Here is a 25,177-nt window from a genome sequence, read left to right on the forward strand (position 1 = left end):
TTGCCCAGCAAGCCGGATCCGAAGCGGCGTTCCCCGGCATCGCGTCCGGGGAAGGCCGGCGCTTCGGTTCGGCGCCCTCGGTCGGCCAAGCCGTCGTCGAAGCCGTCCGCGCGGACATCGCCCACGGCCAACCACGGCGGCCGCAACACCGCGCAGCAAGAGCATGTCGTCGAACCCATCGCCCGGCAGGCCGCCGAATCGGTTGAGCAGCGCTCCGAGCAACGGCTCGGTTTCACCGCGCGACGCGCGGCGGTGCTGGCCGCGGTGATCTGCGTGCTGACGCTGACGATCGCCGGACCGGTGCGCACCTATTTCGCGCAGCGCACCGAGATGAATCAGCTGGCCGCCAGCGAGGCGGCGCTGCGCCGTCAGATCGCGGATTTGGAGCAGCGAAAGACCAAACTCGGTGACCCGGCCTACATTGCGGCGCAGGCCCGCGAGCGGCTCGGCTTCGTAAAGCCCGGCGACATCCCGTTCCAGGTTCAGCTTCCCCCGTCGGCGGCCGAGCCGACCCAGCCGGGGTCCCCGTCGGCGAAACCGGTCAACAACGACCCGTGGTACACGTCGCTGTGGCACACCATCGCCGACGCCCCGCACCTGCCGCCGGCCGCGCCGCCTCCCGCGCCGCCGCCCGCCGAAGCCCCGGCCCCGCCGGCCGAACCGGGTCCGTCCGCGCCGAATTCCCCCGGTCCCGGTGGTTGATCGTGCCGACCTGGACGCGGTGGCCCGCCAGCTCGGGCGGGAGCCGCGCGGGGTGCTCGAAATCGCCTACCGGTGTCCCAACGGCGAACCCGGCGTGGTGAAGACCGCGCCGAAATTGCCTGACGGAACGCCGTTTCCGACGCTGTACTACCTGACACATCCGGCGCTGACGGCGGCGGCGAGCAGGCTCGAGACGACGGGATTGATGCGCGAGATGACCGAGCGGCTGGGCCGCGACGAGGACCTGGCGGCCGCGTACCGGCGCGCGCACGAGTCCTATCTGGCCGAGCGTGACGCGATCGAATCGTTGGGGACGACCTTCACCGGCGGCGGGATGCCCGACCGGGTCAAGTGTCTGCACGTGCTGATCGCGCATTCGCTGGCCAAGGGGCCGGGCGTGAATCCGTTCGGCGACGAGGCGCTGGCGATGCTGGCCGGCGAGCCCGCGATGGCGGGCATCTTGGTGGAGGGCCAATGGTGAACGGCAGGCTCGCGGGAATCGACTGCGGTACCAACTCAATTCGCTTGTTGATCGCCGATGTTGAAGGGTCGGGGCGGCTGCGTGACGTGCATCGGGAGACGCGGATCGTGCGGCTCGGCCAGGGTGTCGACGCGACCGGCGAGTTCGCGGCCGAGGCCATAGCCCGCACCCGGGCCGCGTTGGCGGACTACGCCGCGCTGCTGAAAACGCATGGGGTGGAGCGCGTGCGGATGGTGGCGACCTCGGCGGCCCGCGATGTCGCCAACCGCGACGACTTCTTCGCGATGACGGCCGACGTGTTGGGCGCGGTGCTGCCCGGTGCGGTGGCCGAGGTCATCAGCGGCGCCGAGGAGGCCGAGCTGTCGTTCCGCGGCGCGGTCGGCGAATTGGACGGTGGGGCCGGACCTTTCGTCGTCGTCGACCTCGGTGGGGGCTCCACCGAAATCGTCGGGGGGGGCGAGGCGGTGGTGGCCAGCTACTCGGCCGACATCGGCTGCGTCCGGCTGACCGAGCGTTGCCTGCATTCGGACCCGCCGACGCCCGCGGAAGTGGCGGCGGCCCGGCAGGTGGTGCGCGAGCGGCTCGAGGTCGCGCTGGGCGTGGTGCCCGTCGAGGGCGCGCGGACGTGGGTCGGATTGGCCGGGACGATGACCACCCTGTCCGCGCTGGCGCACGACTTGCCGGCGTATGACTCTGCGGCCATTCATCTTTCACGCGTCGCCGGTGCGGATCTGTTGGCGGTGTGTGAACGGCTGATCGGGATGACGCGCTCCGAGCGCGCTGCGCTGCCGCCGATGCACGAGGGGCGGGCCGACGTGATCGGCGGTGGTGCGATTGTGGTGGAGGAGTTGGCCCGCGAGTTGCGCGCCCGTGCGGGTATCGAGGAGTTGACGGTGAGCGAGCACGACATTTTGGACGGCATCGTGCTGTCGATCGCCGAATAGGCCGGGTTTAGTCACACCCGCCACATGCGCCCCTCCGGAGGAGGACATGTCAATTGCCCACCTCCGAGCGACAACTTCGGCGGTGTCGTACCCCTGTGCGACCGTCCCGGAATGAACCATGCACTCAAAGGCATCGAGCTGCGTTACGTGCTCACGATGCAGCTGGCCGTTCACGGGCCGGCAACCATCGACGAATTGATCGAAGCCTTGAACTGGCACCGCTTCTCGGTGCACGGCAGGCCGTCGAAGGCGATTTCGGACGCGCTGCGGTGGGAGATCGGTCGTGGGCGGGTACGGCGACTAGGGCGAGGAAGGTACGGCCCCGGCTACCTGCCGCGCAGCACCGAGCATCGAATTCATCAGCGCGTGCTGGCGTTGCGCGAGGCCGCGGGTTGTCGCTCGGAGGTGGGCAATTGACATGTCCTGCTCCGGAGGGACGCGTGTGGCGGATGGGACTATGTCGACGACCGCGGGCGTCATACCTCGAAGCGGTAGCCCATGCCCGACTCGGTCAGCAGGTGTTTGGGGTTCGACGGGTCGTCTTCGAGCTTGCGGCGCAGCTGCGCGAGATACACCCGTAGGTAATGGGTTTCGGTGGCATACGCCGGGCCCCACACCTCCTTGAGGAGCTCCTCGCGGCCGACCAACTTGCCGCGATTGCGCACGAGTACCTCGAGCATTCCCCACTCGGTGGGGGTGAGGTGGACCTCGCCGCCGTTCTTGCTGACCTTCTTGGCGGCCAAATCGACCGTGAACGACTCTGTTTCGATCACCGGCTGCTCGACTTCGGATGCTGCGGTGTTACGGCGGACCGCCGCGCGCAGCCGGGCCAGGAACTCGTCCATCCCAAAGGGTTTGGTGACATAGTCGTCGGCGCCGGCGTCGAGCGCCTCCACTTTGTCCGACGAGTCGGTGCGCGCGGACAACACGATCACCGGTGCGGTGAGCCACCCGCGCAGACCCGCCAGGACGTCGATCCCGGAGATGTCGGGCAGGCCGAGGTCGAGGATCACTACGTCGGGCTTGTGCTCGGCGGCGGCGCGCAGCGCGCCCGCGCCGCTCGACGCGGTGACCACCTCATAGCCCCGCACGGACAGGTTGATGCGCAGCGCGCGCAGGATATGCGGCTCGTCGTCGATCACCAATACGCGGGTCATATGCGCCGCTCCTCCTCATCGCTGCGCTCTGCATCGTCGCCGGCGCGCGTCACGGCGCAGCCATTTCCACGATCACGGTCAGCCCGCCTCCCGGAGTGTCGGTGGCCGTTATGGTCCCGCCCATCGCCTCGACGAAGCCCCGCGCCACCGACATCCCCAGACCGACGCCGGTGGTGTTGTCGTGATCGCCGAGCCGCTGAAACGCTTCGAAGATCTGTTCCTCGGCCCCGTGGGGGATTCCGGGGCCCTCGTCGATGACGTTGATCAGCACCCGATCGCCCACCCGCCCGGCGTTGACCCGGACCAGGCAGTGGGGCGCGTAGCGCAGCGCGTTGTCGATCAGGTTGGCCAGCACGCGCTCCAGCAGCCCGGCGTCGGCCATCACCATGGCGTCGCCCACGTCCACCTTGACGCGGTCGATGGCGGACCGGAAATAGCCGGTGGCGCCCTTGCCGATGCTGACCAGCGCGCGTTGCACGGTTTCCTCGAGGTACACCCGGCTCAGCTCGGGGTGGATCACCCCAGCGGCCAGCCGCGAGGAATCGAGCAGGTTGCCGACCAGCGCGGTGAGTTGGTCGATGGACTCCTCGATCGTCGCCAGCAACTCCGCGGTGTCGGTGGCGGAGAAGGCGACGTCCTCGGCGCGCAGGCTGGACACCGCGACCTTGGCCGCCGCCAGCGGCGTGCGCAGGTCATGGCTGACCGCGGACAGCAGCGAGCGCCGCAGTTCGTCGGCCCGCACGACCGCCTCGGTTCGGCTGGCCTCCTCGGCGAGTTCGCGCTGCCTGATCAAACCGGCCGCCTGCCTGGCCACCGCGGACAGCACCCGCCGGTCCCGCGCCGAGAGCTTTCGGCCCGCCAGCAGCATCCAGAATTCGTCGTCACCGACCTCGATCGCGGTGTCCGCGGAATCGACGGTGACGCAGGGATCCCTGCCCACACAGGCGACGACGTCGCTCGTGGTGCCGCCGCGCGCTTCCTCGCCGGCCCCGCGCAACATCGCGACCGCGCGCTGGGCGTACGTCTCACGCACCCGTTCGAGCAGCGTTTCGAGGTCGGCGCCGCGCAGCACCGAACCGGCGAACAGGGTCAGCAGCTCGGCCTCCTGCGACGCGCGGCGGGCTTCCCGGGTGCGTTTGGCCGCGAAATCGACCAGCACCGCCACCGCGACCGCGATCAGCAGCAGCACCAATTCGGTGATGGCGCTGTTGGGTTCGGCGATGGTGAAGCTGTGCCGCGGGGCAATCAAAAAGTAGTTGAGCAGCAGCCCGGACAGCATCGCCGAAAGCGCCGCGGGCGCAACGCCTCCGAACAACCCGACCAGCAGCACCCCCACAAAGAACAAGGCGCTCTCGCCGCCGGTGTCCAGGTAGGGATCCAGCGCCGTGACGGTGATCGCGCAGATGATCGACGGCACGATGAGCGCCGCCAGCCACGACGTCACCCTTCGTTCGCGCGGCGCGAGCGAGGCCGTGCGAAATCCGCGCTTGGCCTCCTCGTGGGTGACCAGATGCACGTCGATCTTGCCGGACAGCTCGACGATCCTCGGGCCGATGCCCTCCTCGAACAGGCGCGCCCAGCGCGACCGCCGCGAGGTGCCGATCACCAGCTGCGTGGCGTTCATCTCGCGCGCGAACTCGAGTAGGGCGGTGGGCACGTCGTCGCCGACGACGGTGTGCAGCGAAGCGTCCAGGCTGGTCGCCAACTCGCGGATCTTGGCCATCCGGGATTCCGACAGGCCGGCCAGGCCGTCGCCGCGGACGACGTGGACCACCATGAGCTCGGCGGTGGACTTCGACGCGATCCGGGACGCCCGTCGCACCAACGTCTCGGATTCGGGCCCACCGGTGACCGCGACGACAACCCGCTCGCGGGCCTCCCACATGTCGGTGATCTTGTTCTCGGCCCGGTATTTTGCCAGCGCCGTATCGACCTGGTCGGCGAGCCATAGCAGCGCCAGTTCCCTTAGCGCGGTGAGGTTTCCGCGACGAAAGTAGTTCGACAACGCCGCATCGATGCGATCGGGAGCGTAAACATTTCCATGAGACAACCTGCGCCGCAACGCCTCTGGCGTGATATCGATGAGTTCGACCTGTGCGGCCTGCCGCACGATCAGGTCCGGGACGGTCTCCTTCTGCTCGATCCCGGTGATCTGGGCGACGACGTCGTTGAGGCTTTCCAGGTGCTGCACGTTGACCGTGGAGATCACCGTGATCCCGGCGTCGAGCAACTCCTCGACGTCCTGCCATCGCTTGGGGTTCTTGCTGCCCGGCGCGTTGGTGTGCGCGAGTTCGTCGACGAGGACGACCTGCGGGCGGCGCGCCAGCACGGCCGGCACGTCAAGCTCGGGGAAGCGGCCGCCGCGATACTCGATATAGCGCGGCGGAATGATCTCGATGCCCTCAAGCAGCTCAGCGGTTTTCGCACGCCCATGGGTTTCCACCACGCCCGCCACCAGATCGGTGCCCCGCTCCAGCCGCCGATGCGCCTCGCCCAGCATCGAATACGTCTTACCCACGCCCGGAGCGGCACCGAGGTAGATGCGTAGCTCCCCCCGCCTGGGTTGGCGGCCGTGGAGGTTGACGTCACTCACGCCAACCATCATCCCCCTTGGCGCTAACTCGTGACGGGATACCGGTGGTCGAGTTGCAGGTTGAGTTGCAGCACATTGACGCACGGCTCACCGAAAAACCCCAGCGCGCGGCCGCTCCGGTTCTCCGCCACCACCGCACGGATCTGTTCCGGGCTGACACGGCGGGCGTGGGCGACCCGCGCCACTTGGATGTCGGCGTAGGCCGTCGAGATGTTCGGATCGAGGCCGCTGCCGCCGGCGGTGACCGCGTCGGCCGGCACGGCCGGGCTGGCGGGCGCGGCGCCGCGAACGGGCACGGTCTGTCCGATCGAGTAGTCCTCTCCGGTTTGGGCGCATTCGACGCGCACCTCCTGGTAGAGGGTCAGGAACGGCGCCGGCGTCGAGCCGCACGGCTCGTTGACGCTGACCACCCGGGTCGGGTGCATGACGTTTCCACGCGCGTCGCGCGGGCCGATCACCGACAGCACCGCACCCACACCGCCGCCGGTGCAGAACGGCCGCGACCCGTCGACACCCTCCAGCCTGCCCAGCGCGGCACTGCGCGCACACACCTGCGTCAGCAGGCTCGGCTTGCCGGGCGCGTCGACGATGCTTTCCGGCCCCAGGTTGCTGCCGCCCGACGAGGTCGGGTCGTAACCGGCGCCGGCCGCCGAGGGTCGGCTCTGGAAGTATTGCGGCAACGGGTTGCCGCCGGAGTCGGTGAAGGACTGGCCGATCAACCTGCTGCCCACCGGCTTACCGTCCGCGGTGAGGATGGACCCCTCGGCGTGCTCCCGCAATCCCGGAAGCTGCGCGACGGCCCAGACGAACAGGGGATAGGCCAGACCGGTGATCGCGGTCAGCACCAGCAGCGCACGCAGTGCCGCCCAGTGCAGGCGGACGAAATTCGTCATATCAGGACATCCCGGGGATGAATTGGACGATCAGGTCGATCGCCTTGATTCCGGCGAACGGGGCGACGATGCCGCCCAGACCGTAGACATACAGGTTGCGGCTCAACAGTTTTGACGCGCTGCTCGGCGTGTACCGCACACCGCGCAGCGAGAGCGGGATCAGCAACACGATGACGATCGCGTTGAAGACGACCGCGGACAGGATCGCCGATTGCGGGCTGTGCAGCCGCATCACGTTGATCAGGTCCAGGCCGGGGAACAGCGCGACGAACATCGCCGGGATGATCGCGAAGTACTTCGCGATGTCGTTGGCGATCGAAAAGGTCGTCAGCGCCCCGCGGGTGATCAGCAGCTGCTTGCCGATCTCCACGATCTCGATGAGCTTGGTGGGATCGGAGTCGAGGTCGACCATGTTGCCGGCCTCTTTGGCGGCCGACGTGCCGGTGTTCATCGCCACGCCCACGTCGGCCTGCGCCAAGGCGGGCGCGTCGTTGGTGCCGTCGCCGGTCATCGCCACCAGTTTGCCGCCGGCCTGCTCGCGCTTGATCAACGCGAGCTTGTCCTCCGGGGTGGCCTCGGCCAGGAAGTCGTCGACCCCGGCCTCGTCGGCAATCGCCTTGGCGGTCAACGGGTTATCGCCGGTGATCATCACCGTCCGGATGCCCATCCGGCGCATCTCGTCGAACCGATCCCGCATGCCCTGCTTGACGACGTCTTTGAGGTGGATGACACCGAGCACCCTCGCGTGCCCGTCGACGCATTCCCCGACGACCAACGGCGTGCCACCGCCGGCGGAGACGCCGTCGACGATCTCGCCGAGCTGCGCGGGGACGTCGCCCCCGTGGCCGCGCACCCATTCCGCGACCGAGCTGGCGGCGCCCTTGCGCAGCTGGGTGCCGTCGACCCCATCGAGATCGGCGCCCGACATCCGGGTGGTGGCGGAGAAGGCGACCCAGTGGGCCTGTGCCAGCTCGCCCGGTGTGCGGGCACGCAGTCCGAAGTGCTGCTTGGCGAACACGACAACCGAACGGCCCTCGGGTGTTTCGTCGGCGAGGCTGGACAATTGCGCGGCGTCGGCCAGTTGTTCGGGCGACACTCCGTCGAGGGGGATGAAGGCGGCGGCCTGCCGGTTGCCCAGCGTGATGGTGCCCGTCTTGTCCAGCAGCAGGGTGTTGACGTCGCCGGCGGCCTCCACCGCCCGCCCGGACATGGCGAGCACGTTGCGCTGCACCAGCCGGTCCATGCCGGCGATGCCGATGGCCGACAGCAGCGCGCCGATGGTGGTCGGGATCAGGCACACCAGCAGCGACACCATCACGATCCCGGTCACGCCGCCGGCGTCCAGCGCCTGGCTATCCGGGACGCCGGGGTTGTTCGCCTTGGAGTAGATGGCCAGCGGCTGCAAGGTCACGACGGCGAAGACGAAGATGATCGTCAACGCGGCCAGCAGGATGTTCAGCGCGATCTCGTTCGGGGTCTTCTGCCGGTTGGCGCCCTCGACGAGCGCGATCATCCGGTCGATGAAGCTCTCGCCGGGCTTCTGGGTGATCTTGACGACGATCCGGTCGCTCAGCACGGTGGTGCCGCCGGTGACCGCCGATCGGTCGCCGCCGGACTCCCGGATCACCGGCGCCGACTCGCCCGTGATGGCCGATTCGTCCACGGAGGCAATGCCTTCCACCACGTCACCGTCGCCGGGGATCGCCTGGCCGGCCTCGACCACGACGATGTCGCCCTGCCGCAGTTGCGCCGCGGCGACGGCTTCCTCGACCGCGGCGGCCCCCGGTACCCAGTCCTTGAGCCGCCGGGCGACGGTTTGCGTTTTGGCTCGGCGCAGCGTTTCGGCCTGGGCCTTGCCCCGCCCCTCGGCGACCGCTTCGGCGAGATTGGCGAACAGCACGGTCAGCCACAACCAGATCACGGCCAGCCACGCGAACCAGCTCGGCGCGGCGACCGCCAGGACGGTGCTCCAGGCGGCGCCGATTTCGACGATGAACATCACCGGGTTGCGCCACAGGGTGCGGGGGTTGAGTTTTCGCAGCGCGTCCGGGGTCGAGCGCCACAGCATCCTCGGGTCGAGCAGGCCGCCCTGCACCCGTTTTCTGCCGGTGGACGCCGCCGGTCGCGTCTGCTCGGCCGGCTGGATCGCGGTGGCGGTCATCAGTGAATCCCTTCGGCGAGGGGCCCGAGCGCGAGCATGGGCAAGAACGTCAGGGCAACGATGATCAACGTGACGCCCGCGACCATGCCCACGAACTGCGGCCGGTGCGTGGGCAAGGTGCCCGCCGAGACCGGTGTGCTGCCTTGCCGGGCCAGCGATCCGGCCAGCGCCAGCACGAGCACGATGGGCAGGAACCGGCCGAAGGCCATGGCCAGGCCGAGAGCGGTGTTGTACCAGTCGGTGTTGGCGCTCAGCCCGGCGAAGGCCGACCCGTTGTTGTTGGCCGCCGAGGTGAACGCGTAGAGGATTTCGGAGAGTCCGTGCGGTCCGCTATTGAGCATGCCGGCGCGTTGGCCGGGCAACGCCATCGCGATCGCGGTGCCGGTCAGGACAATCAGCGGAGTGACGAGGAAATAGCTTGCGGCAAGCTTGATCTCGCGCGGGGTGATCTTCTTGCCGAGGTATTCGGGGGTGCGTCCGACCATCAGGCCGGCGACGAACACCGTGATCACCGCCAGCACCAGAATGCCGTACAGGCCGGAGCCGGTGCCGCCGGGCGCGACCTCACCCAGCTGCATGTTGAACATCGTGATCATGCCGCCCAGGCTGGTCAGCGAGTCGTGCGCGGAATCGACTGCGCCGGTGGATGTGAGCGTTGTCGCAGCGGCGAACACCCCCGAGTCGGCGACGCCGAAGCGCTGCTCGACCCCCTCCGTCGCCGCGCCGACGGCCGTCGGCACCGTGCCGTGGTGCTGCGTCTGGAACCACAGCATGAAGGTGGTGCTGATCATGTACAGCGTCGCCATCACGGCCGCAATCGCGTAGCCCTGCTTGGTGTTACCGACCATGCGCCCGAACGTGCGGGGCAGTGAGAACCCGATCACCAGGATGAGGAAGATCTCCAGCCAGTTGGTCCAGCCGGTCGGGTTCTCAAACGGGTGCGCGGAATTCGCGTTGTAGAAGCCGCCACCGTTGGTGCCGAGTTCCTTGATGACCTCCTGGCTGGCCACCGGTCCGCCGGTGATGGTCTGCTGGGCGCCGCCGACGGTGGTGACCACCTGGTCGTGCAGGTGGAAGTTCTGGATCGCCCCACCGGCGATCAGCAGGATCGCGCTGACGATGGCGACGGGCAACAGGATCCGCAGCGTCCCGCGCACCAGGTCGACCCAGAAGTTGCCGAGCTCGCCGGTGCGGGTGCGGGCGAACCCGCGCACCAGCGCCACGGCGACCGCCATCCCGACGGCGGCGGACACGAAGTTCTGCACCGCCAGGCCGGCCATCTGCACGAGATGTCCCTGTGTCGTCTCGCCGGAGTAGGCCTGCCAGTTGGTGTTGGTGACGAAGCTGACCGCGGTGTTCCACGCCAGCGAGGGCGTCAGCTTGGTGGCCGGGTCATGCAGGTGCAGCGGCAACTTGCCCTGGACGAGTTGGAAGACGAACAAGAACAGAATGCTGATCGACGAGAACGCCAGTACGCTTCGGGCATAGGCCCCCCAGGTCTGTTCCGAGCGCGCGTCGACGCCGATCAGCCGATAGATCATCCGCTCGACAGACGAATCCTTCTCCGCGGCGTACACGCGAAACATGTAGTCCCCGAAGGGCACGTGGACAACCGCCACCGCCGCGACGAGGACAACGAGGAAAACGATCCCGGCCGTTGTCGTGCTCACTCAGAACCTCTCGGGGAACAGCAGGGCGCCCCCGACGTAGAGCGCAACGAGGACGGAAAGCACCAAGCCGACCGTGTTTTGGTAGTTCATAGCCGCTCGACCAGCTTCTGAGCCACGCCGAGTGCGGCGAACACCGCCACGGTCAGCACGACGTACACCGCCACGCCCATCTCGTCTCCGTTCCGCGCCAATCACGCGCATACGCAAGGGACCCCGAGTAGCCCCACCGTCGCGCGACAGCCGCGGGCCAACGTCCGATTGAAACTAACCGGGTGGCGTGCGGTGAGGGTGTGTGGTTGACGGTTTCCTAACGGGGCTACCGTGCACCTTTACGGTTTATTAACGCCCCGTGGCGGCCCGTCGATCAGGGGGAGCTTTACCCGGAAAACCGTCTCGTCCTCCGTGGATTCGACGGTGACCGAACCATGATGGGCCTTGACGATCGAACTGACGATCGGCAGGCCCAGTCCGTGACCCGAGCCGTCGGATCTCGATTTGTCTGCGCGGACGAACCGTTCGAACAGCCTGGGCAGCAGCTCTTCATCGATGCCGGGCCCGTCGTCGGTGACGGTCAATTCCACGAACGGCGGTTCGGGACCGTCACGGTGGCAGGTGATTCCGGTCGTCACCGTCACCCCGGGCGGTGTGTGCACCCGGGCGTTGCCCAGCAGGTTGCTGACCAACTGGTGCAGCCGGGCGTGGTCGCCCCGCACCCAGACCGGATGGTCGGGCAGGTCTTTGACCCAGTGGTGGGTCAGCGCTGCCACCGTCGCGTCGTTGACCGCGTTGTTGGCCACCGCGGCCAGGTCGACGTCCTCGGACTGCAGATCTTGCCCTTCACCCAGCCGGGAAAGCAGCAGCAACTCGTCGACGAGCAACGCCATCCGCCGGGCCTCGGATTCGATGCGGGCCAGCGCGTATTCGGTGGTCGGCGGCAGCTCCGAACTGTCCTGGCGGGTGAGTTCGGCGTAGCCCTGAATCGCCGCCAAAGGTGTGCGCAGCTCGTGGCTGGCGTCGCTGATGAATTGCCGCATCCGCAAATCGGATTCGACCCGATGCGCCAGCGCGCCGTCGACGTTGTCCAGCAAGCGGTTCAGCGTGTGGCCGACGATCCCGACCTCGTTTTGCGGGTCGGTGTCCTGCGGTTGGACCCGGATGCTGATGCGGTGGTCGTCGTCGGCGAGCGGCATGGCGGCGACGTTGGCCGCGATCGCGCCGAGCCGGCGCAGCGGGCGAAGCGTGTACCCGACGACCCACCCGGTCAGAGCCGCGGTAAGGGCCAGCGCCCCGGCGGTCAGCGCGATCGTGGTGATCTGCTTGCGCGCGATGATCCGGTCGGCGAGGTTCTGCGACATCCCGACCACGAGCACGTCGGAGCCGTCCACGGTGCTGTCGAGGCGATAAGACCCGAGCCTGCCCAGTATTTCGGTCCGGGGTGGGCCGCCGGACCACGTCTGCCCTTCCAGCGCGCTGATGACGTCGGCGGGCGCGGGTTTCGGTTCGCCTTCGGAGAAGACCGCCGACCCGATCACCACGCCGTTGCGCAGCACGGCGATCAGGTTGCCCGGCGTCTGTCCGGTGAATTCCAGCATCGCCTGTCCGATCGGCGGTGTGCCCGGATGCGTCGAAGTGTGTTCGCCGTTGCGGTATTTCGTGTACTGGTGGCTGAACGCGTCAAGGGACTCGGCGATGTCGGCGTCGCTCATGGCGTTGACATAGCCGCGCAGGCTGAGCACGGAAACGATGCCGACGGTCACCAGCACCACGCTGACCACGGCCAGCACGCCCAACAGCAGCTGGCGGCGCAGCGACGAGGGAAACCACCGGGGAAAGATCCCGGATGTCGCGGCCTTGTCTTCGGTCATTCCGCCGGCCGGAGCATGTACCCCACGCCGCGGACCGTGTGAATCATCGGCTCCCGGCCGGAGTCGATCTTTTTCCTCAGGTACGAGATGTAGAGATCCACGATGCTGGTGCGCCCCGCGAAGTCGTAGTTCCACACCCGGTCCAGGATCTCGGTGCGGCTCAGCGCGCGCCGCGGGTTGCGCATGAGGAAGCGCAGCAACTCGAACTCGGTGGAGGAAAGCGACACCGCGGTGTCACCGCGGGTGACTTCCCGGCTGGCGGTGTCGACCCGCAGGTCGCCGACGATGAGGGTTTCGGCCGTCGGCGTGGGCGGCTGGCCGGAGCGGCGGAGCAACCCGCGCAGCCGGGCGACCAATTCCTCCAGGCTGAACGGTTTGGTCATGTAGTCGTCGGCGCCCGCGGTCAGGCCGGTCACCCGGTCCATGACCGAGTCGCGCGCGGTCAGGAAAAGCGTCGGGGTGTAGACGTCGGATTGGCGCACCCGTTCGAGGATCCGCAACCCGTCGACGTCGGGAAGCATGATGTCGAGGACGAGCACGTCGGGGCTGACCCTCTCGAACTTGGCCATGGCCTCGCGCCCGTTGTGGGCGATATCGACCACCCAGCCCTCGTAGTGCAGGGCCATCTTCACCAGATTGGTCAGCGCCGGCTCGTCGTCGACCAGCAAAACCCTGATCGGTGAGCCATCGGCACGGTTGATCCGCGGCAGCTGCCCCAGGATGGCTTGGCGGGGCCGCTGCGAGCCTGAGTATCCGGCCGTTGCGGTCATATTCCTTCAATTCTGGCCGGTCACACACCGGATTGTCACGGAGTTCATAGAATTCTCAAATGTAGGCGCGCCTTACGACGCTTTCGAAAGGCGCTGTGCATTGCGGCGTTACGGGCGTTGGTCTTCCAAAACGACGGCGCCCGAGCGGGTTTCGTCGAGTGGACGGAAGACGCGAAACGGGGCCGCGCACCGGTCGGTGCGCGGCCCCGTTTTCAAGAGACGAGGCGTCAGGCCCAGCTGGACCCGACGGCGCTGTCGGTGCTGGCCATGTTGTTGCCCGCGGACTGAACCTTCTGTCCGTGGGAGTTGGCCTGCTCGTAGATCACCTGGAAGTTACGACCCAACTGGGTGATGAACTCCTGGCACGCGACCGAACCGGCACCGCCCCAAAAGTCGCCGGCAGCAAGCACATCGCGAATGATGGCCTGGTGCTCGGCCTCCAAGGACGCGGCCTGGGCGCGGATCAGGGCGCCGTGGGCGTCTACGTCGCCGAACTGGTAGTTAATGCTCATTACATGGCTCCTTAAAAGTGTTGGGCAGCAGCAGTTCTGGGCTAGCTGCTGAGGATCTGCTGCGAGGCCTGCTCTTGCTGCTCGTAGTTGTTCGCGTCGCGGATCAGCCCGTCGCGCACTCCGTGGAGCATGTTGACGATGTTGCGGAAGGCCTGGTTGACCTGGCCCATGGTGTCATACGACGTCGCCTGCGCCTGGCCGCTCCAGCCCGCGCCCGCGATGTTCATCGACGACGCCCACATCTTGCGAGCCTCGTCCTCGACGGTCTGGGCGTGGACCTCGAAACGGCCCGCCATCGCCCGCATCTCGTGCGGGTCGGTCATAAAACGTGTTGCCATCTCGGCTGTCTCCTATCTTGATAGCTTCAGTCGGCCGAAGTCTTAACAATGGAAATTGATGCGGCGGTGGCCGCGGTTCAACTAGATTACGGCCTGCCGGTTAATTGTTCGCCTCAAACGGGCGACATGTACCCCCTTGATTCCCGTATCAGCGTCCCTCCTCAGACGACAACCTGCTTGGGCATGACGATCGGCTTGAAGCCGTACCGGGGTCCGGTGCCGTAGGCGCCGGCGCCCTTGGCCGCCGCCGCCATGCCCGGCATGCCGGGCATCGCGGTGACGCCCTCCGCTTCGGCCGCGGCCGTCCAGCCCGAACCCTCGAGCGGAGCGGTGGCCGACGCCAACGACGACGCCGGGGCGGCCGCGTTCCAGCCGGCCGGCACCGAGAGGCGGCCCACGGTGGAGGCCTCGCCCAGCGCCGCCGATGCGCCCGCGCCCGACACCGAGCCCACCGTCGTGCCGGGCGTGATGGCGGCCGCCCCCGCCGCCGGCGCGACGGAGTCGGCCAGCGAGAACGGAATCGACGGCACCGATCCCAGCGTGTGCCCCAGCGACACCGCGTTCGGGATCGTGGCACACACCCACCAGGCCGCGGTGTTGACGGCGCCGTTGGTGGCGTTGAGGAAGGACGGGGTGCCCATCAAGTTGTCGATGGACTGCAGCAGGCCGCCACTGCTCGTTGGCGACGTGATGAGCGACGACAGGTCCAGGCCGGCCGTCTGCGACGTGCTGTTCGCCGCGTCGAAGGCGACCGCGCCGTTGTCCACGGCCGCGGCTCGCGCCGGGTCGGTGGTCGACGTCAGCGGCGTCACCGGGGTGAGGACCCCGGCTGCCGCCGAGGCGGCCTGATAGGTGGCCATCATGGTGGCGTCTTGCACCCACATCTCGGCGTACTGCGCTTCGGTCGCGGCGATCGCGGCCGAATTGACGCCCAGGAAGTTCGTCGCGACGAGTGTGGCCAGCAACGTCCGATTGGCCGCGATCACCGGCGGGGGCACCGTCGCGGCGAACGCCGCCTCGTAGGCAGCCGCCGACGCGGTGGCCTGCGCGCTCGCCTGCTCGAGGGTGGTCGCCGTCTCCGTCAGGTAGGACACGATGGGCTGGGCGGCGGCCGCCGCCGCGGCCGACCCACCGCCGGTCCACTGTTCGGTGGTCAAAAGCGAGATGATCGACTCCCACTGCGTGGCGGTGGCGCTCACCTCGGCGGCCAGGTTGGCGTACGCCGTCGCGGCGGCCATGAGCGGAGCCGAGCCCGCACCCGCGTACATGAGCGAGGAGGTGATCTCCGGGGGCATCGCTGAAAAGTCAAGAACCATCTGGGTTTCCCGCTCCTTGTCTGTTCGGATTCGATGTCTGACGAGTGGCCGTGATCGCCTAGACGGCCGCCGGTTTCGGCATGACGATCGGCTTGACGCCGTAGCGCGGCGCGCCGAAGCCGGCGCTGTTGCGCCCCATCGCACCCACTCCGGGCATGCCGGGCACCACCGTGCCGGCACCGGTCTGCGGCGCGGCGGCGGTCCAGCCGACGGTCTGCAGCGGCGCGGCGCTCGAGCCGGCCACCGGGGTGGAACCGGCCCAGCTCGGCGGCACCGAGAGCTTGTTGACCATGGTCGCCTGGCCCATCGCGGCGGCGGGCATCGCGCCCACGCCCGCCACGCCGCTCACCCCGGCGCCGGCCGGCGTGGTCGAGGTGGCCAGGTCCGCCGCGGCGGCCGCACCGGCGGCGTCGCCGGACGTGTCCAGCAGGCCGCCACCGGCGAGGCCGAGGAGGTTCGACGTGGCCGACGCCCAGTTTCCGAAGCCGATGTTTCCGATGTTGGCGCCGTTGCTCGACAGGCCGAACATGCCGCCGAGGCCGCCGCTGGACTGGCCGTTGAAGCCCAGGAGCCAGGCAAGGATGTCGATCGGGTTGGAACCCGTGGCAGCGCCGGTGCCGGAATCCGCGGCGTCCAAAGCCTGAACGGCGGCCTGGCTGGCGTTGACCGCCTCGGTGTCGCCGTAACTGTTGGAGCTGATGCCCAGGGTCTGCGAGTACTTTTCCAGCTGCGCCTGCGCCTCGGCGGCGATCGCCTGGTACTGGGTGCCGTACGCCGAGAAGATCGCCGCCTGCTGGGCCGACACCGGGTCGGCGGCGGCGGGAGCGATGACGGTCGTCGCCGACGCGGCGCCCGCGTTTTGCGCCGCCAGGTTGCTGTTGATTCCGGACAGCAACGTCTCCGCGGCTAGCATTTCCTCGGTCTGTGTTGTCAGAAACGACATCTGTTGCTCCTATGCTGAACGAGCCGACCCCCGGTGTGGATCGCTGTGTGTTCACGTAACGGCCGCTGTGCGTTGGCGTAACGCTAGCGAGCCACAACTCCACATTCCCCACCCAATGAGCTGGGGTTACAGTCGTTTACGGCTTCTTAACGACAAGGGCGGCAGTTTTAACAAGACCCTGTCGGACGACATCGGGACGTCATCTGATCGCGGGCGCGAAAAGGGAGAAATCGCGCGCGGCGCGCGGATCCTAATCGATGGACACGGCCCCCGCATGTTGGACGTCTGGCAAATACCGGCCGGGATGCGATGCCCCGTGTTCGGGTTTCACGCGCTAGATTCGCCGCCGGGCCCCCATAGCCCAATTGGCAGAGGCAGCGGACTTAAAATCCGTCAAGTGTCGGTTCGAGTCCGACTGGGGGCACCGCGAAACGCGTCCGAACACGCACGCGCGTGTGGACGCCACGCCCGCATTCACCGCCTCGCGGCGCCGGTGCGGGTTTACCGCTAGTGTCCAGGGATGGATGGACAGCCGGCGGTATTGCTCAGACCAACGATTCGTACGGCTTTCGATCCGGGCTCCCGGCAAGACGTTGACGCACTGCGCAGTGAGCTGGCCAGCGAAGGGCGCAACGTCACCCTCCGAATGCCCGATCCCGGCAAGTTCGCCGTTCACACGCCGGAGTCGGTCAGCATTTACATCCTCGCCGGCGTCACAACCCAATTCCTGTCGCTGTTGCTGGCCGATATCTCCGACAGCATCAAACGGTGGCTGGTCAGTCGCTTCAACAAGGACGACAAGGCCAGCGCGCAGGCCGTGACGATCTACGTGCACGGCAAGGCCGTCAAAAGCATTCTCGGCAGAAGCGCCGACGACATCGAGGACGTGTCCACGTACCTCGAGGGCTGGGACGCAACGGCGACCCGCCCCTGAACAGCCCACTCGCGGTAAGTTGCTCGAGACCGTTGTGCGAGCCGCCACCGCGAAGGAGCCAGCGCGAAGGTGTCCGAGGATCCGCGGGCTGACGGCGTCTCCCGCCAATACGATCGGTGGGAATATCCGCCCCCGGTAACCGATCTCGAGGCGTGGACCAAGAACCATTGGGATTGGTTCGATCCCTTCTATGCGCATCGCGTGTTGTGGCCGAACCGCGCATACAAGCCGGACCTCGACATCCTCATCGCGGGTTGCGGCACGTTCCAGGCGGCCGTTTTCGCCTTCATGAACCGCGCCGCCAGGGTCGTCGCGATCGACGTCAGCCGGGCCGCGTTGGATCACCAGCGGTACCTGAAGGACAAGCATCAGCTGACCAACCTGGAACTGCATTTGCTGGCCATCGAAGAGGTCTCGGCGCTGTCCCGCGACTTCGACCTCATCGTCTCCACCGGCGTCTTGCACCACCTGGCGGATCCGTTGGCCGGGCTCAGCGCGCTCGGTGGATGCCTGCGCAGAGACGGCGCCCTGGGGGTCATGCTCTACGCCAAATACGGCCGGTTCGGCGTGGAGCTGCTCGAATCGGCGTTTCGCGACCTCGGCCTGTCGCAGGACGACGCGTCGGTTCAGCTGGTCAAGGAGGCGGTTGCGGCGCTGCCGCCCGACCATCCCGTCCGTCCCTACCTGCACGGCGCGCGTGACCTGATGTCCGACGGCGCGCTGGTCGACACCTTCTTGCACGCCCGCCAACGCAGCTACACCGTCGAGGAATGCCTGGAGTTGGTCGGCGCCGCCGGGCTGACGTTCCAGGGTTGGCTGCGCAATTCGCCGTATTACCCCCACGACGGCCTCTCTGCGCAGACGGGTCCGTTTCAGTCGCTGTTGAACCGGTTGCCCGACGCCACGCTGTGGTCGGTGATGGAACGCCTGCAGCCGGCCAATGCCACCCACTTCTTCCTCGCCTGCCGCCCCGAACGTTCGACACGGGACTATGCGATCGACTTCTCGACGGCGTCGTCCCTCGATTACGTCCCCCTGCCGCGGACGGCATGCCTGCTGTCTGGCGACGAGATTCACCTACCCGGCGCGAAGCTGACACTCACCGCGGCCCAGTTGCCCTTTGTCCGGCACGTCGACGGGCGGCGCACCATACGGGAAATCGTCGATGCGGTGGCCCAGGGCAGCCGGGAGGACGGCACGCGGGTGCGCGAGTTCGGGCACCAGCTGTTCCAGTCGCTGTGGCGCCTCGATTTCCTGGCGATGGCGCTGCACACGTCGTCGGATTAGCACCCGGTCGACGTGGTTCAGCGTCGGACCAACGTTTTGGGCCTGCCCACGCCGGAGCGAACCGTCACTCATACACTGACCCAGCATGGGCATGCTGTTCGGTCTCGCGCCGTGGATCGTGTATTGGGTCCTTGTCGGAAACGTTCCCTTCGCCGCTGCGGTACTGGTCGCGCTGGCGGTCGCCGCCGCCGGCCTGGGCCTGGGCGGCGCGACGGGCAGGCGGTGGCAGTTCTTTGACTTCGCTTCTGTCGCAGCGCTTTTGATCCTCGCCGTGCTGACTTTCACGCTTAGTCAGTCGTTCCTCGAGCGGTGGCTACTGACGCTGAGCAACGCCGGGATCTTGGTGGTGACGCTGGTCGGGATGCTGGTCGGCAAGCCGTTCGTGGCCGAGTTCGCCGCCGCGGAGCACGCGCCCGACGTCGCCAAAACCGAGCTGTTCGGCCGCGTCGTCCAGGTCCTCGGCTGGGTCTGGGTCGCGACGTTCGCCGCCATGACGGTGTCCTCGGCGATCCCGTCGATCGTGCAACGACCCGCGACGAACGCCCTGATCCTGGACACCAAGACCCCGCTGTCCTTCCTCTGCTACTGGATCATCCCCTTCGGGCTGCTGGGCCTGGCCGCGGTGGCCTCGCGGCTGCTGCCCGACCGGATGCTGGTCGGGATCGACGATGTGGCGCGGGAAACCTCCTTCGTCGCCTACGACGAGGCCACGATCGACGAGCTGTACTTCCTCGCCCAGGAACACGCCAACCGAGAGGTGGGCCCGGGCAAGGAGGCCTACGCCGTCAAGGTCGGCGGGATGGGAACCCCGTTGACCGGAGACGAGTCCCGCAAGTCGTGGCCGTCGACGTACAAGGTGCGCGACAAGCGGCACTGAACCCCACAAGGAGTCGTGATGAACGCGCCCAGCCCGACGGAGGGCATCGTGTGGATTCACCACACGCCCGGATACGACCGACCATGACCGACTATCCGCAAATGGCCGCCGCCCGGGGCAGGATCGAGCCCGCACCCCGGCGGGTCCGTGGCTTTCTCGGCGACGCGCTGGTCTTCGACACCACCGCCGCCCGCTACGTGTGGGAGGTCCCCTATTACCCGCAGTACTACATTCCGCTGGCCGACGTCCGCACCGAGTTCCTGCGCGACGAGAACCACGCGCAGACAGTGCAATTCGGCCCATCGCGGCTGCACACCCTGGTGGCCGGCGGCCAGACGCATGCGTCCGCCGCGCGGGTATTCGACGCCGACAGCGACAGCCCGCTGGCGGGCACCGTGCGGTTCGAATGGAATCCATTGCGGTGGTTCGAAGAGGACGAGCCGATCTACGGTCACCCGCGCAACCCCTATTCGCGTGTCGACGCCCTGCGCTCGCACCGCCATGTCCGGGTGGAGCTCGACGGAATCACCTTGGCGGACACCAAATGTCCCGTGTTGCTGTTCGAAACAGGCTTGCCCACAAGGTATTACATCGACCCCACCGACGTCGTCTTCGAGCATCTGCAACCCAGCATCACGCAGACGTTGTGCCCGTACAAGGGAACGACGTCGGGATATTGGTCGGTGCGAGTGGGTGACATCGTGCACGAGGACCTGGCGTGGACCTACCACTATCCGCTGCCTGCGGTCGGTCAGATCGCCGGCCTGATCGCCTTCTACAACGAAAAGGTCGACATCGTCGTCGACGGGGCCCCATTGGCGCGGCCGCAGACGCAGTTCAGCTAGCGGCGGCGGCCGAATGGCGGCGATGTGATATTCGCCTCGCTGACGGCAAATCCTGAGAATTCCTTACTAAAGCCTCGGTCGAGCGGAAACGCGAATCGTTAGCGGTGTAGGCAAAATCCGCCGGAAGAGGGTTTGCATGCGTTTCGCTACGGGTAAGCGATTGCGATACAGCGTGATTGAAAGTCTGAGCAGAACCTGAGTGCGCGGAGTGACGTAGCTAACGTCGAGCATTTTGAACTGCTTTAAGGCGAATTTTGGTCAGTAGACTACCGAAAACCAGTCTCGTCAGCGCCTTTCGGTGCTGAAAGCCGGTGGATCCGGAGGCCAAATCGTCGCGTGTGTGCGGCGGCGCCACTTGGCCACCAGGGCCGACGAACACAGCAAAGGCGGTACCAGCGTGAGTGATGCATACGACCCAACGGCGGCCGGGTTCTCGGTCGACGACACCGCGGTGGTTCGAGTCCCGGTGCACCACGGCCCGATCAGCGACATGGACCTCAGCGGCGACGGTCGCCGGCTGCTCGTCACGAACTATGCCCGCGACGCGGTAACGGTCATCGACGCCCACACCCTTCGGGTCTCGAGCACCCTCGCCGGCCTCAGCGAACCGTCCGCCGTCGCCATGAGCAGCGCGGACGCGAACTACGCCTACGTCAGCACCGCCACCGCCGCCTACGACGCCATCGAAGTCATCGACGTCGTCACGAACTGGCGGATCGCGACGCACCCGATCGCGCACAGCGTGAGCGACCTGACGGTGAGCGCCGACGGAAAGCACCTGTACGCGAGCCGAAACGCCGTTCGCGGCGCCGACGTGACGGTCCTGGACACCACCACGGGCGAACTCGAGGTGATCGAACTGGCCACCGCACCCGGCACGACCACCGCATGCGTGCGGGCCAGCGCCGACGGCCGGCGCCTCTACGTCGGGGTCAACGGGCCGAACGGCGGCAGCCTTGCCGTCGTCGAAACCCGCACCCGATCCGATGGCGGCCGGGTGGGCGGCCGCTCGCGCGTGGTCGGCACGATCGAGCTCGGTCTGCCCGTCCGCGATGTGGCGCTGAGCAGCGACGGCGCCACGGCATACGTCGCCAGTTGCGGCCCGGTCGTGGGCTCGGTGCTCGACGTCATCGACACCCGCGCGAACAAACTCGTCAAGACGCACAAGATCAACGAGATCACCGGGCCGCTGGCGCGGATGACGCTTAGCCGCGACGGCGAGCGGGCCTACCTGGTCAGCGACGACCGCGTCACGGTGCTGGGCATGCGCGCGCTCGACGTCCTCGGCGAGGTCACGGTGACCAAGAACCCGTCCTGCGTGCTGGAAAGCCCCGACGGCAGCCACCTGTACGTCGCCGACTACTCCGGAGTGCTCACCGCGGCGCGCATCGACTCGGGCCAGACGCCACACAGCGGCGACGCGGATCACCCGGACGCGACCGCGGGCTGGCTGTTCGATGTGCCCCAGTGGGAGCCGGCGCTGGCCTAGCCGGCTGCATTGCGGGACGGCGCGGCGCCCGGAGTGTGTGAATCCTCGCCCTCGAGTGTGAATCCTGGGCCGGGGATCGTCGGCGTGTCGCCGCCCAGCGTTCACCCTCAAATCCCGGGACGCACACTCAATGGAGGCGGGCGTCGGAAACCGCCCAGGACGCGGAAGGAGCCACCCCAAAGCCGTACCGGCCGAACGGGATCCACGTCCCCGGCCACCGGCTCGGGTGATGTCTGCCACGATCGCCGAATTCGGGCTTAGGGTGGGAAGCGGTCGGCGGCTTGGCACGGACGGTGCCGCGCGGAGAGTGAGGCGGTACATCGATGGACGGCACGATGCAGGACTATCCGTTGACGATCACCGCGATCATGCGCCATGGCTGCCGCGTTCACGGGGATCGCACCGTCACCACCGCCACCGGGGACGGCTACCGCACGACGAGCTATCGGGAACTGGGCTGCCGGGCCGCCCAGCTGGCGAATGCGTTGCGCCGGCTCGGGGTGACCGGTGACCAACGGGTCGCGACGTTCATGTGGAACAACTCCGAGCACCTGACGGCGTACCTGGCGGTGCCCTCGATGGGCGCCGTACTGCACACCCTCAACATCCGCCTGTTCCCCGAACAGATCGCCTACGTCGCCAACGAAGCCGAAGACCAGGTGGTGCTGGTCGACGCCTCCCTGATCAACGTGCTCGCCCCGGTGCTGCCCCGCCTCGAGACCGTGCACACCGTGATCGCCGTCGGCGAGGGCGACACCGAACCGCTGCGGGAATCGGGCAAGACCGTGCTGGACTACGCCGACGCCATCGCCGCGGAGCCGACCGAATTCGACTGGCCGCACATCGACGAGAAATCCGCGGCGGCGATGTGCTACACCAGCGGGACCACCGGCAACCCGAAAGGCGTGGTGTACAGCCATCGTTCGAGTTACCTGCACACCATGGCGGCGTGCACCACGAACGGCATCGGCGTCGGGGCCGTCGACAGCGTGCTGGCGATCGTGCCGATGTTCCACGCCAACGCCTGGGGACTGCCGTACGCGGCGCTGATGGCCGGCGCCGACTTGGTGCTGCCGGATCGCCACCTCGACCCGGCATCGGTGGTCGGCATGGTAGAAGACCTGCGCCCCACCGTGACCGGCGCGGTGCCGACGATCTGGAACGCCGTCCTGCACCACCTCGAGGACGACCCCGACCACGACCTGTCGTCGCTGCGGCTGGTGGTCTGCGGCGGCTCGGCCGTCCCGGTCTCGCTGATGCGCACCTTCGAGGAAAAGCACGACGTGCAGATCCGGCAGCTGTGGGGCATGACGGAGACGTCGCCGCTGGCGACCATGGCCTGGCCACCGCCGGGCACCCCCGAGGACCAGCACTGGGCCTTCCGCGGAACCCAGGGCCAACCGGTCTGCGGGGTGGAGATGCGGATCGTCGACGACGACGGCCAGGTGCTGCCCAACGACGGCGTCGCCGTGGGGGAGGTGGAGGTCCGCGGCCCGTGGATCGCCGGCTCCTACTACCTGGGCCACGACGAGTCGAAGTTCGACTCCGGCTGGCTGCGCACCGGCGACGTGGGCCGCATCGACGGCCGCGGTTTCGTCACGCTGACCGACCGGGCCAAGGACGTCATCAAATCCGGCGGGGAATGGATCTCCTCGGTGGAGCTGGAGAACGTCCTCATCGGCCACCCCGAGGTGGTCGAGGCCGCGGTGGTCGGCGTCCCCGACGAACGCTGGGAGGAACGCCCACTCGCGGTGATCGTGGCCAAGGAGGGCGCGTCGGTCAGCCCGGGGCAGCTGCGAAACTTCCTCGCGGACAAGGTCGCTCGGTGGTGGCTGCCCGAACGGTGGACGTTCGTCGACGAGATCCCCCGCACCAGCGTCGGCAAGTACGACAAGAAAGCCATTCGCTCGCGCTACGCCGAAGACGGCTACCAGGTGGCCGAAGCCCGCGACTGATCGACGCCGCAACGAGACCGGAAAGGCTTGAGGCAGTGACACATTCACTCGTCGTCGACCAATCCGTCGTCACACCGGTCGCGGTGCACGACGCGTTCGGCCGGACGCTGCCGATGCCACTGCCCACGCTGTTCAACCGCTGGTACGGCCCGTTCCCGCCGATCCGCGACGTGCGCGAGCAGACCGGCGCCTGGGACGCGGCGGGGCAGACCCGCATCGTGCACCTGGCCGGCGGCGCCACCATGCGCGAGGAGCTGACCAGTGTCGACCCGCCGCGCTCGTTCGGCTATCGGCTCTGCGAGGTCACCGGCCCGATGGCGTTGCTGGTCGATCACGTTGTGGGCGAATGGATTTTCACACCGGCGGCCGCCGGAACCGAGATCACCTGGCGCTGGGACATCCACCCGAAGTCGCCGCGCACGGCCTGGGCGGTCCCGCTGCTGGGCAGGATGTGGAAGGGCTACGCGCGGCGCGCGCTGGCCAACCTGTCGGGCTTGCTGACGAAGTGAGAGCCGCGAACCGTTACGGTGTGAAGGCATGTGCCGACTCTTTGGCCTGCACGCCGGGACGCACGCGTGCACCGCGACCTTCTGGCTGCTGGACGCGCCGGACAGCCTGTCCGAACAGAGCCGGCGAAACCCGGACGGCACCGGCCTGGGCATCTTCGACGAGCACGCCGCGCCGCACCTCTACAAGGAGCCGATAGCGGCCTGGCAGGACGCCGCATTCGCGACCGAGGCGCACCGGTTGACCGGCACCACCGTCATCGCCCACGTCCGCTACGCCACCACCGGCTCGCTCGACATCCGCAACACCCACCCGTTTATGCAGGACGACCGGATCTTCGCGCACAACGGCGTCCTCGAAGGGCTGGACATCATCGACGAGCGGCTGCGCGAGATCGGTACCGCCGATTTGGTATTGGGCGACACCGACTCCGAGCGCGTGTTCGGCTTGATCACCGGCTCGATCCGGGCCCGCGGCGGCGACATCACCGCGGGGCTCGTCGACGCCATGCGATGGCTCGCCGAGCACGTTCCGATCTACGCGGTCAACGTGCTGCTGAGCACGGCCACCGACATGTGGGCGCTGCGTTACCCGCAAACCCACGAGCTCTACGTCTTGGATCGATCCGACGGTGTGGCGTCCCAAGACCCCGAATTCGACTTGCACACCATACGAATTCACGCGCGCTCCGAGCACCTGTGCACGCGGCCGTCGGTGGTGTTCGCCACCGAACGCATGGACGCCGACCCGCGCTGGCGCCTTCTCGAGCCCGGCGAGCTGATTCACGTCGACGCCGGGTTGCGCTTCACCCGCAGCCTGGTGCTGCCCGACCCGCCCAACCAGCTGTTGCGCCGCGAGGACCTGCGCACGCCGGTGGAGGACTCGCAACACGCCCTGCCGAGCACCCGGCGGCTGGTCTGAGGACGTTTGGCAGAGTT

The 25,177-nt window shown here is 67.7% G+C and carries 25 protein-coding genes and 1 tRNA gene; 13 read left to right on the plus strand and 13 right to left on the minus strand.

Features of this window, described 5'->3' with window-relative positions; translation table 11 throughout:
* The 4 genes from W7S_RS05255 to W7S_RS05270 all read left to right on the plus strand — a co-directional run bounded on the left by W7S_RS05255 (nucleotide 1) and on the right by W7S_RS05270 (nucleotide 2,544).
* On the plus strand, nucleotides 1-702 hold the full coding sequence (locus W7S_RS05255) for a septum formation initiator family protein (protein WP_008254224.1): 702 nt from the start codon (nucleotides 1-3) through the stop codon (nucleotides 700-702).
* Nucleotides 695-1,183: a DUF501 domain-containing protein gene (locus W7S_RS05260; protein WP_008254226.1), complete on the plus strand. Its 489-nt coding sequence runs from the start codon at nucleotides 695-697 to the stop codon at nucleotides 1,181-1,183. Before W7S_RS05255 ends, W7S_RS05260 begins: the two co-directional genes overlap by 8 nt.
* Entirely contained in the window at nucleotides 1,177-2,127 is a 951-nt protein-coding gene (locus W7S_RS05265) for a Ppx/GppA phosphatase family protein (protein WP_008254229.1), read from the plus strand. Before W7S_RS05260 ends, W7S_RS05265 begins: the two co-directional genes overlap by 7 nt.
* 111 nt (nucleotides 2,128-2,238) lie before the next feature.
* Nucleotides 2,239-2,544, plus strand: coding sequence for a hypothetical protein (locus W7S_RS05270; protein ID WP_008254232.1), 306 nt, complete (start codon nucleotides 2,239-2,241; stop codon nucleotides 2,542-2,544).
* A 59-nt stretch (nucleotides 2,545-2,603) separates the two neighbouring features.
* Here W7S_RS05270 and W7S_RS05275 read toward each other — a convergent pair whose 3' ends face one another.
* The 13 genes from W7S_RS05275 to W7S_RS05335 all read right to left on the minus strand — a co-directional run bounded on the left by W7S_RS05275 (nucleotide 2,604) and on the right by W7S_RS05335 (nucleotide 16,345).
* On the minus strand, nucleotides 2,604-3,284 hold the full coding sequence (locus W7S_RS05275) for a response regulator (protein WP_008254234.1): 681 nt from the start codon (nucleotides 3,282-3,284) through the stop codon (nucleotides 2,604-2,606).
* 49 nt (nucleotides 3,285-3,333) lie between these two features.
* Nucleotides 3,334-5,889, minus strand: a complete 2,556-nt coding sequence (locus W7S_RS05280) for a sensor histidine kinase KdpD (protein WP_036428573.1) — start codon at nucleotides 5,887-5,889, stop codon at nucleotides 3,334-3,336.
* An 11-nt stretch (nucleotides 5,890-5,900) separates the two neighbouring features.
* A complete protein-coding gene (locus W7S_RS05285; RefSeq protein WP_008254244.1) occupies nucleotides 5,901-6,770 on the minus strand; it encodes a potassium-transporting ATPase subunit C in 870 nt (289 codons plus the stop codon).
* Nucleotide 6,771: 1 nt separating this feature from the next.
* Nucleotides 6,772-8,931 carry a potassium-transporting ATPase subunit KdpB gene (gene kdpB / locus W7S_RS05290; RefSeq protein ID WP_008254245.1) on the minus strand — a complete coding sequence of 720 codons (2,160 nt, stop codon included), beginning with the start codon at nucleotides 8,929-8,931 and terminating at the stop codon, nucleotides 6,772-6,774.
* The gene (gene kdpA / locus W7S_RS05295; RefSeq protein ID WP_008254246.1) at nucleotides 8,931-10,601 is read right to left on the minus strand and encodes a potassium-transporting ATPase subunit KdpA; all 1,671 of its coding nucleotides are present in this window, start codon (nucleotides 10,599-10,601) and stop codon (nucleotides 8,931-8,933) included. Before kdpA ends, kdpB begins: the two co-directional genes overlap by 1 nt.
* Complete coding sequence (locus tag W7S_RS05300; RefSeq protein WP_036428576.1) at nucleotides 10,602-10,691, minus strand: potassium-transporting ATPase subunit F; 90 nt, start codon at nucleotides 10,689-10,691, stop codon at nucleotides 10,602-10,604.
* Nucleotides 10,688-10,771, minus strand: a complete 84-nt coding sequence (locus W7S_RS05305) for a hypothetical protein (RefSeq protein ID WP_008254247.1) — start codon at nucleotides 10,769-10,771, stop codon at nucleotides 10,688-10,690. The genes W7S_RS05300 and W7S_RS05305 overlap by 4 nt, the downstream gene beginning before the upstream one ends.
* Nucleotides 10,772-10,930: 159 nt before the next feature.
* Nucleotides 10,931-12,466 carry a cell wall metabolism sensor histidine kinase WalK gene (locus W7S_RS05310; protein WP_014711052.1) on the minus strand — a complete coding sequence of 512 codons (1,536 nt, stop codon included), beginning with the start codon at nucleotides 12,464-12,466 and terminating at the stop codon, nucleotides 10,931-10,933.
* The gene (locus W7S_RS05315; protein WP_008254249.1) at nucleotides 12,463-13,236 is read right to left on the minus strand and encodes a response regulator transcription factor; all 774 of its coding nucleotides are present in this window, start codon (nucleotides 13,234-13,236) and stop codon (nucleotides 12,463-12,465) included. The genes W7S_RS05310 and W7S_RS05315 overlap by 4 nt, the downstream gene beginning before the upstream one ends.
* Before the next feature lie 227 nt (nucleotides 13,237-13,463).
* Entirely contained in the window at nucleotides 13,464-13,748 is a 285-nt protein-coding gene (locus W7S_RS05320; protein WP_008254256.1) for a WXG100 family type VII secretion target, read from the minus strand.
* Nucleotides 13,749-13,789: 41 nt separating this feature from the next.
* Nucleotides 13,790-14,086 carry a WXG100 family type VII secretion target gene (locus tag W7S_RS05325; protein WP_003874404.1) on the minus strand — a complete coding sequence of 99 codons (297 nt, stop codon included), beginning with the start codon at nucleotides 14,084-14,086 and terminating at the stop codon, nucleotides 13,790-13,792.
* Nucleotides 14,087-14,247: 161 nt separating this feature from the next.
* Complete coding sequence (locus tag W7S_RS05330) at nucleotides 14,248-15,402, minus strand: PPE family protein (RefSeq protein WP_008254257.1); 1,155 nt, start codon at nucleotides 15,400-15,402, stop codon at nucleotides 14,248-14,250.
* A 58-nt stretch (nucleotides 15,403-15,460) separates the two neighbouring features.
* The gene (locus W7S_RS05335; protein WP_008254258.1) at nucleotides 15,461-16,345 is read right to left on the minus strand and encodes a PE domain-containing protein; all 885 of its coding nucleotides are present in this window, start codon (nucleotides 16,343-16,345) and stop codon (nucleotides 15,461-15,463) included.
* 350 nt (nucleotides 16,346-16,695) lie between these two features.
* Here W7S_RS05335 and W7S_RS05340 point away from each other — a divergent pair.
* The 9 genes from W7S_RS05340 (at nucleotide 16,696) to W7S_RS05380 (ending at nucleotide 25,160) form a co-directional block, all read left to right on the plus strand.
* Nucleotides 16,696-16,769 (plus strand) — tRNA-Leu (locus W7S_RS05340).
* Between the two features lie 96 nt (nucleotides 16,770-16,865).
* A complete protein-coding gene (locus W7S_RS05345; RefSeq protein ID WP_232525819.1) occupies nucleotides 16,866-17,279 on the plus strand; it encodes a hypothetical protein in 414 nt (137 codons plus the stop codon).
* Nucleotides 17,280-17,348: 69 nt separating this feature from the next.
* Complete coding sequence (locus W7S_RS05350; RefSeq protein ID WP_008254260.1) at nucleotides 17,349-18,566, plus strand: bifunctional 2-polyprenyl-6-hydroxyphenol methylase/3-demethylubiquinol 3-O-methyltransferase UbiG; 1,218 nt, start codon at nucleotides 17,349-17,351, stop codon at nucleotides 18,564-18,566.
* Between the two features lie 85 nt (nucleotides 18,567-18,651).
* Nucleotides 18,652-19,443 carry a hypothetical protein gene (locus W7S_RS05355; RefSeq protein WP_008254261.1) on the plus strand — a complete coding sequence of 264 codons (792 nt, stop codon included), beginning with the start codon at nucleotides 18,652-18,654 and terminating at the stop codon, nucleotides 19,441-19,443.
* Nucleotides 19,444-19,526: 83 nt separating this feature from the next.
* The gene (locus W7S_RS05360; protein WP_008254262.1) at nucleotides 19,527-20,288 is read left to right on the plus strand and encodes a DUF427 domain-containing protein; all 762 of its coding nucleotides are present in this window, start codon (nucleotides 19,527-19,529) and stop codon (nucleotides 20,286-20,288) included.
* A gap of 397 nt (nucleotides 20,289-20,685) precedes the next feature.
* Entirely contained in the window at nucleotides 20,686-21,777 is a 1,092-nt protein-coding gene (locus W7S_RS05365) for a YncE family protein (RefSeq protein ID WP_232525820.1), read from the plus strand.
* A 323-nt stretch (nucleotides 21,778-22,100) separates the two neighbouring features.
* The gene (locus W7S_RS05370) at nucleotides 22,101-23,732 is read left to right on the plus strand and encodes a fatty acid--CoA ligase (RefSeq protein WP_008254264.1); all 1,632 of its coding nucleotides are present in this window, start codon (nucleotides 22,101-22,103) and stop codon (nucleotides 23,730-23,732) included.
* A gap of 35 nt (nucleotides 23,733-23,767) precedes the next feature.
* Nucleotides 23,768-24,241: an SRPBCC family protein gene (locus W7S_RS05375; protein ID WP_008254265.1), complete on the plus strand. Its 474-nt coding sequence runs from the start codon at nucleotides 23,768-23,770 to the stop codon at nucleotides 24,239-24,241.
* A 28-nt stretch (nucleotides 24,242-24,269) separates the two neighbouring features.
* Nucleotides 24,270-25,160 (plus strand): class II glutamine amidotransferase, encoded by an 891-nt coding sequence (locus W7S_RS05380; protein ID WP_008254266.1) that lies wholly within the window; start codon nucleotides 24,270-24,272, stop codon nucleotides 25,158-25,160.
* Nucleotides 25,161-25,177: the final 17 nt, after the last annotated feature.

The sequence above is a fragment of the Mycobacterium sp. MOTT36Y genome, from assembly GCF_000262165.1.
GTDB classification, from domain to species: Bacteria; Actinomycetota; Actinomycetes; order Mycobacteriales; family Mycobacteriaceae; genus Mycobacterium; species Mycobacterium intracellulare.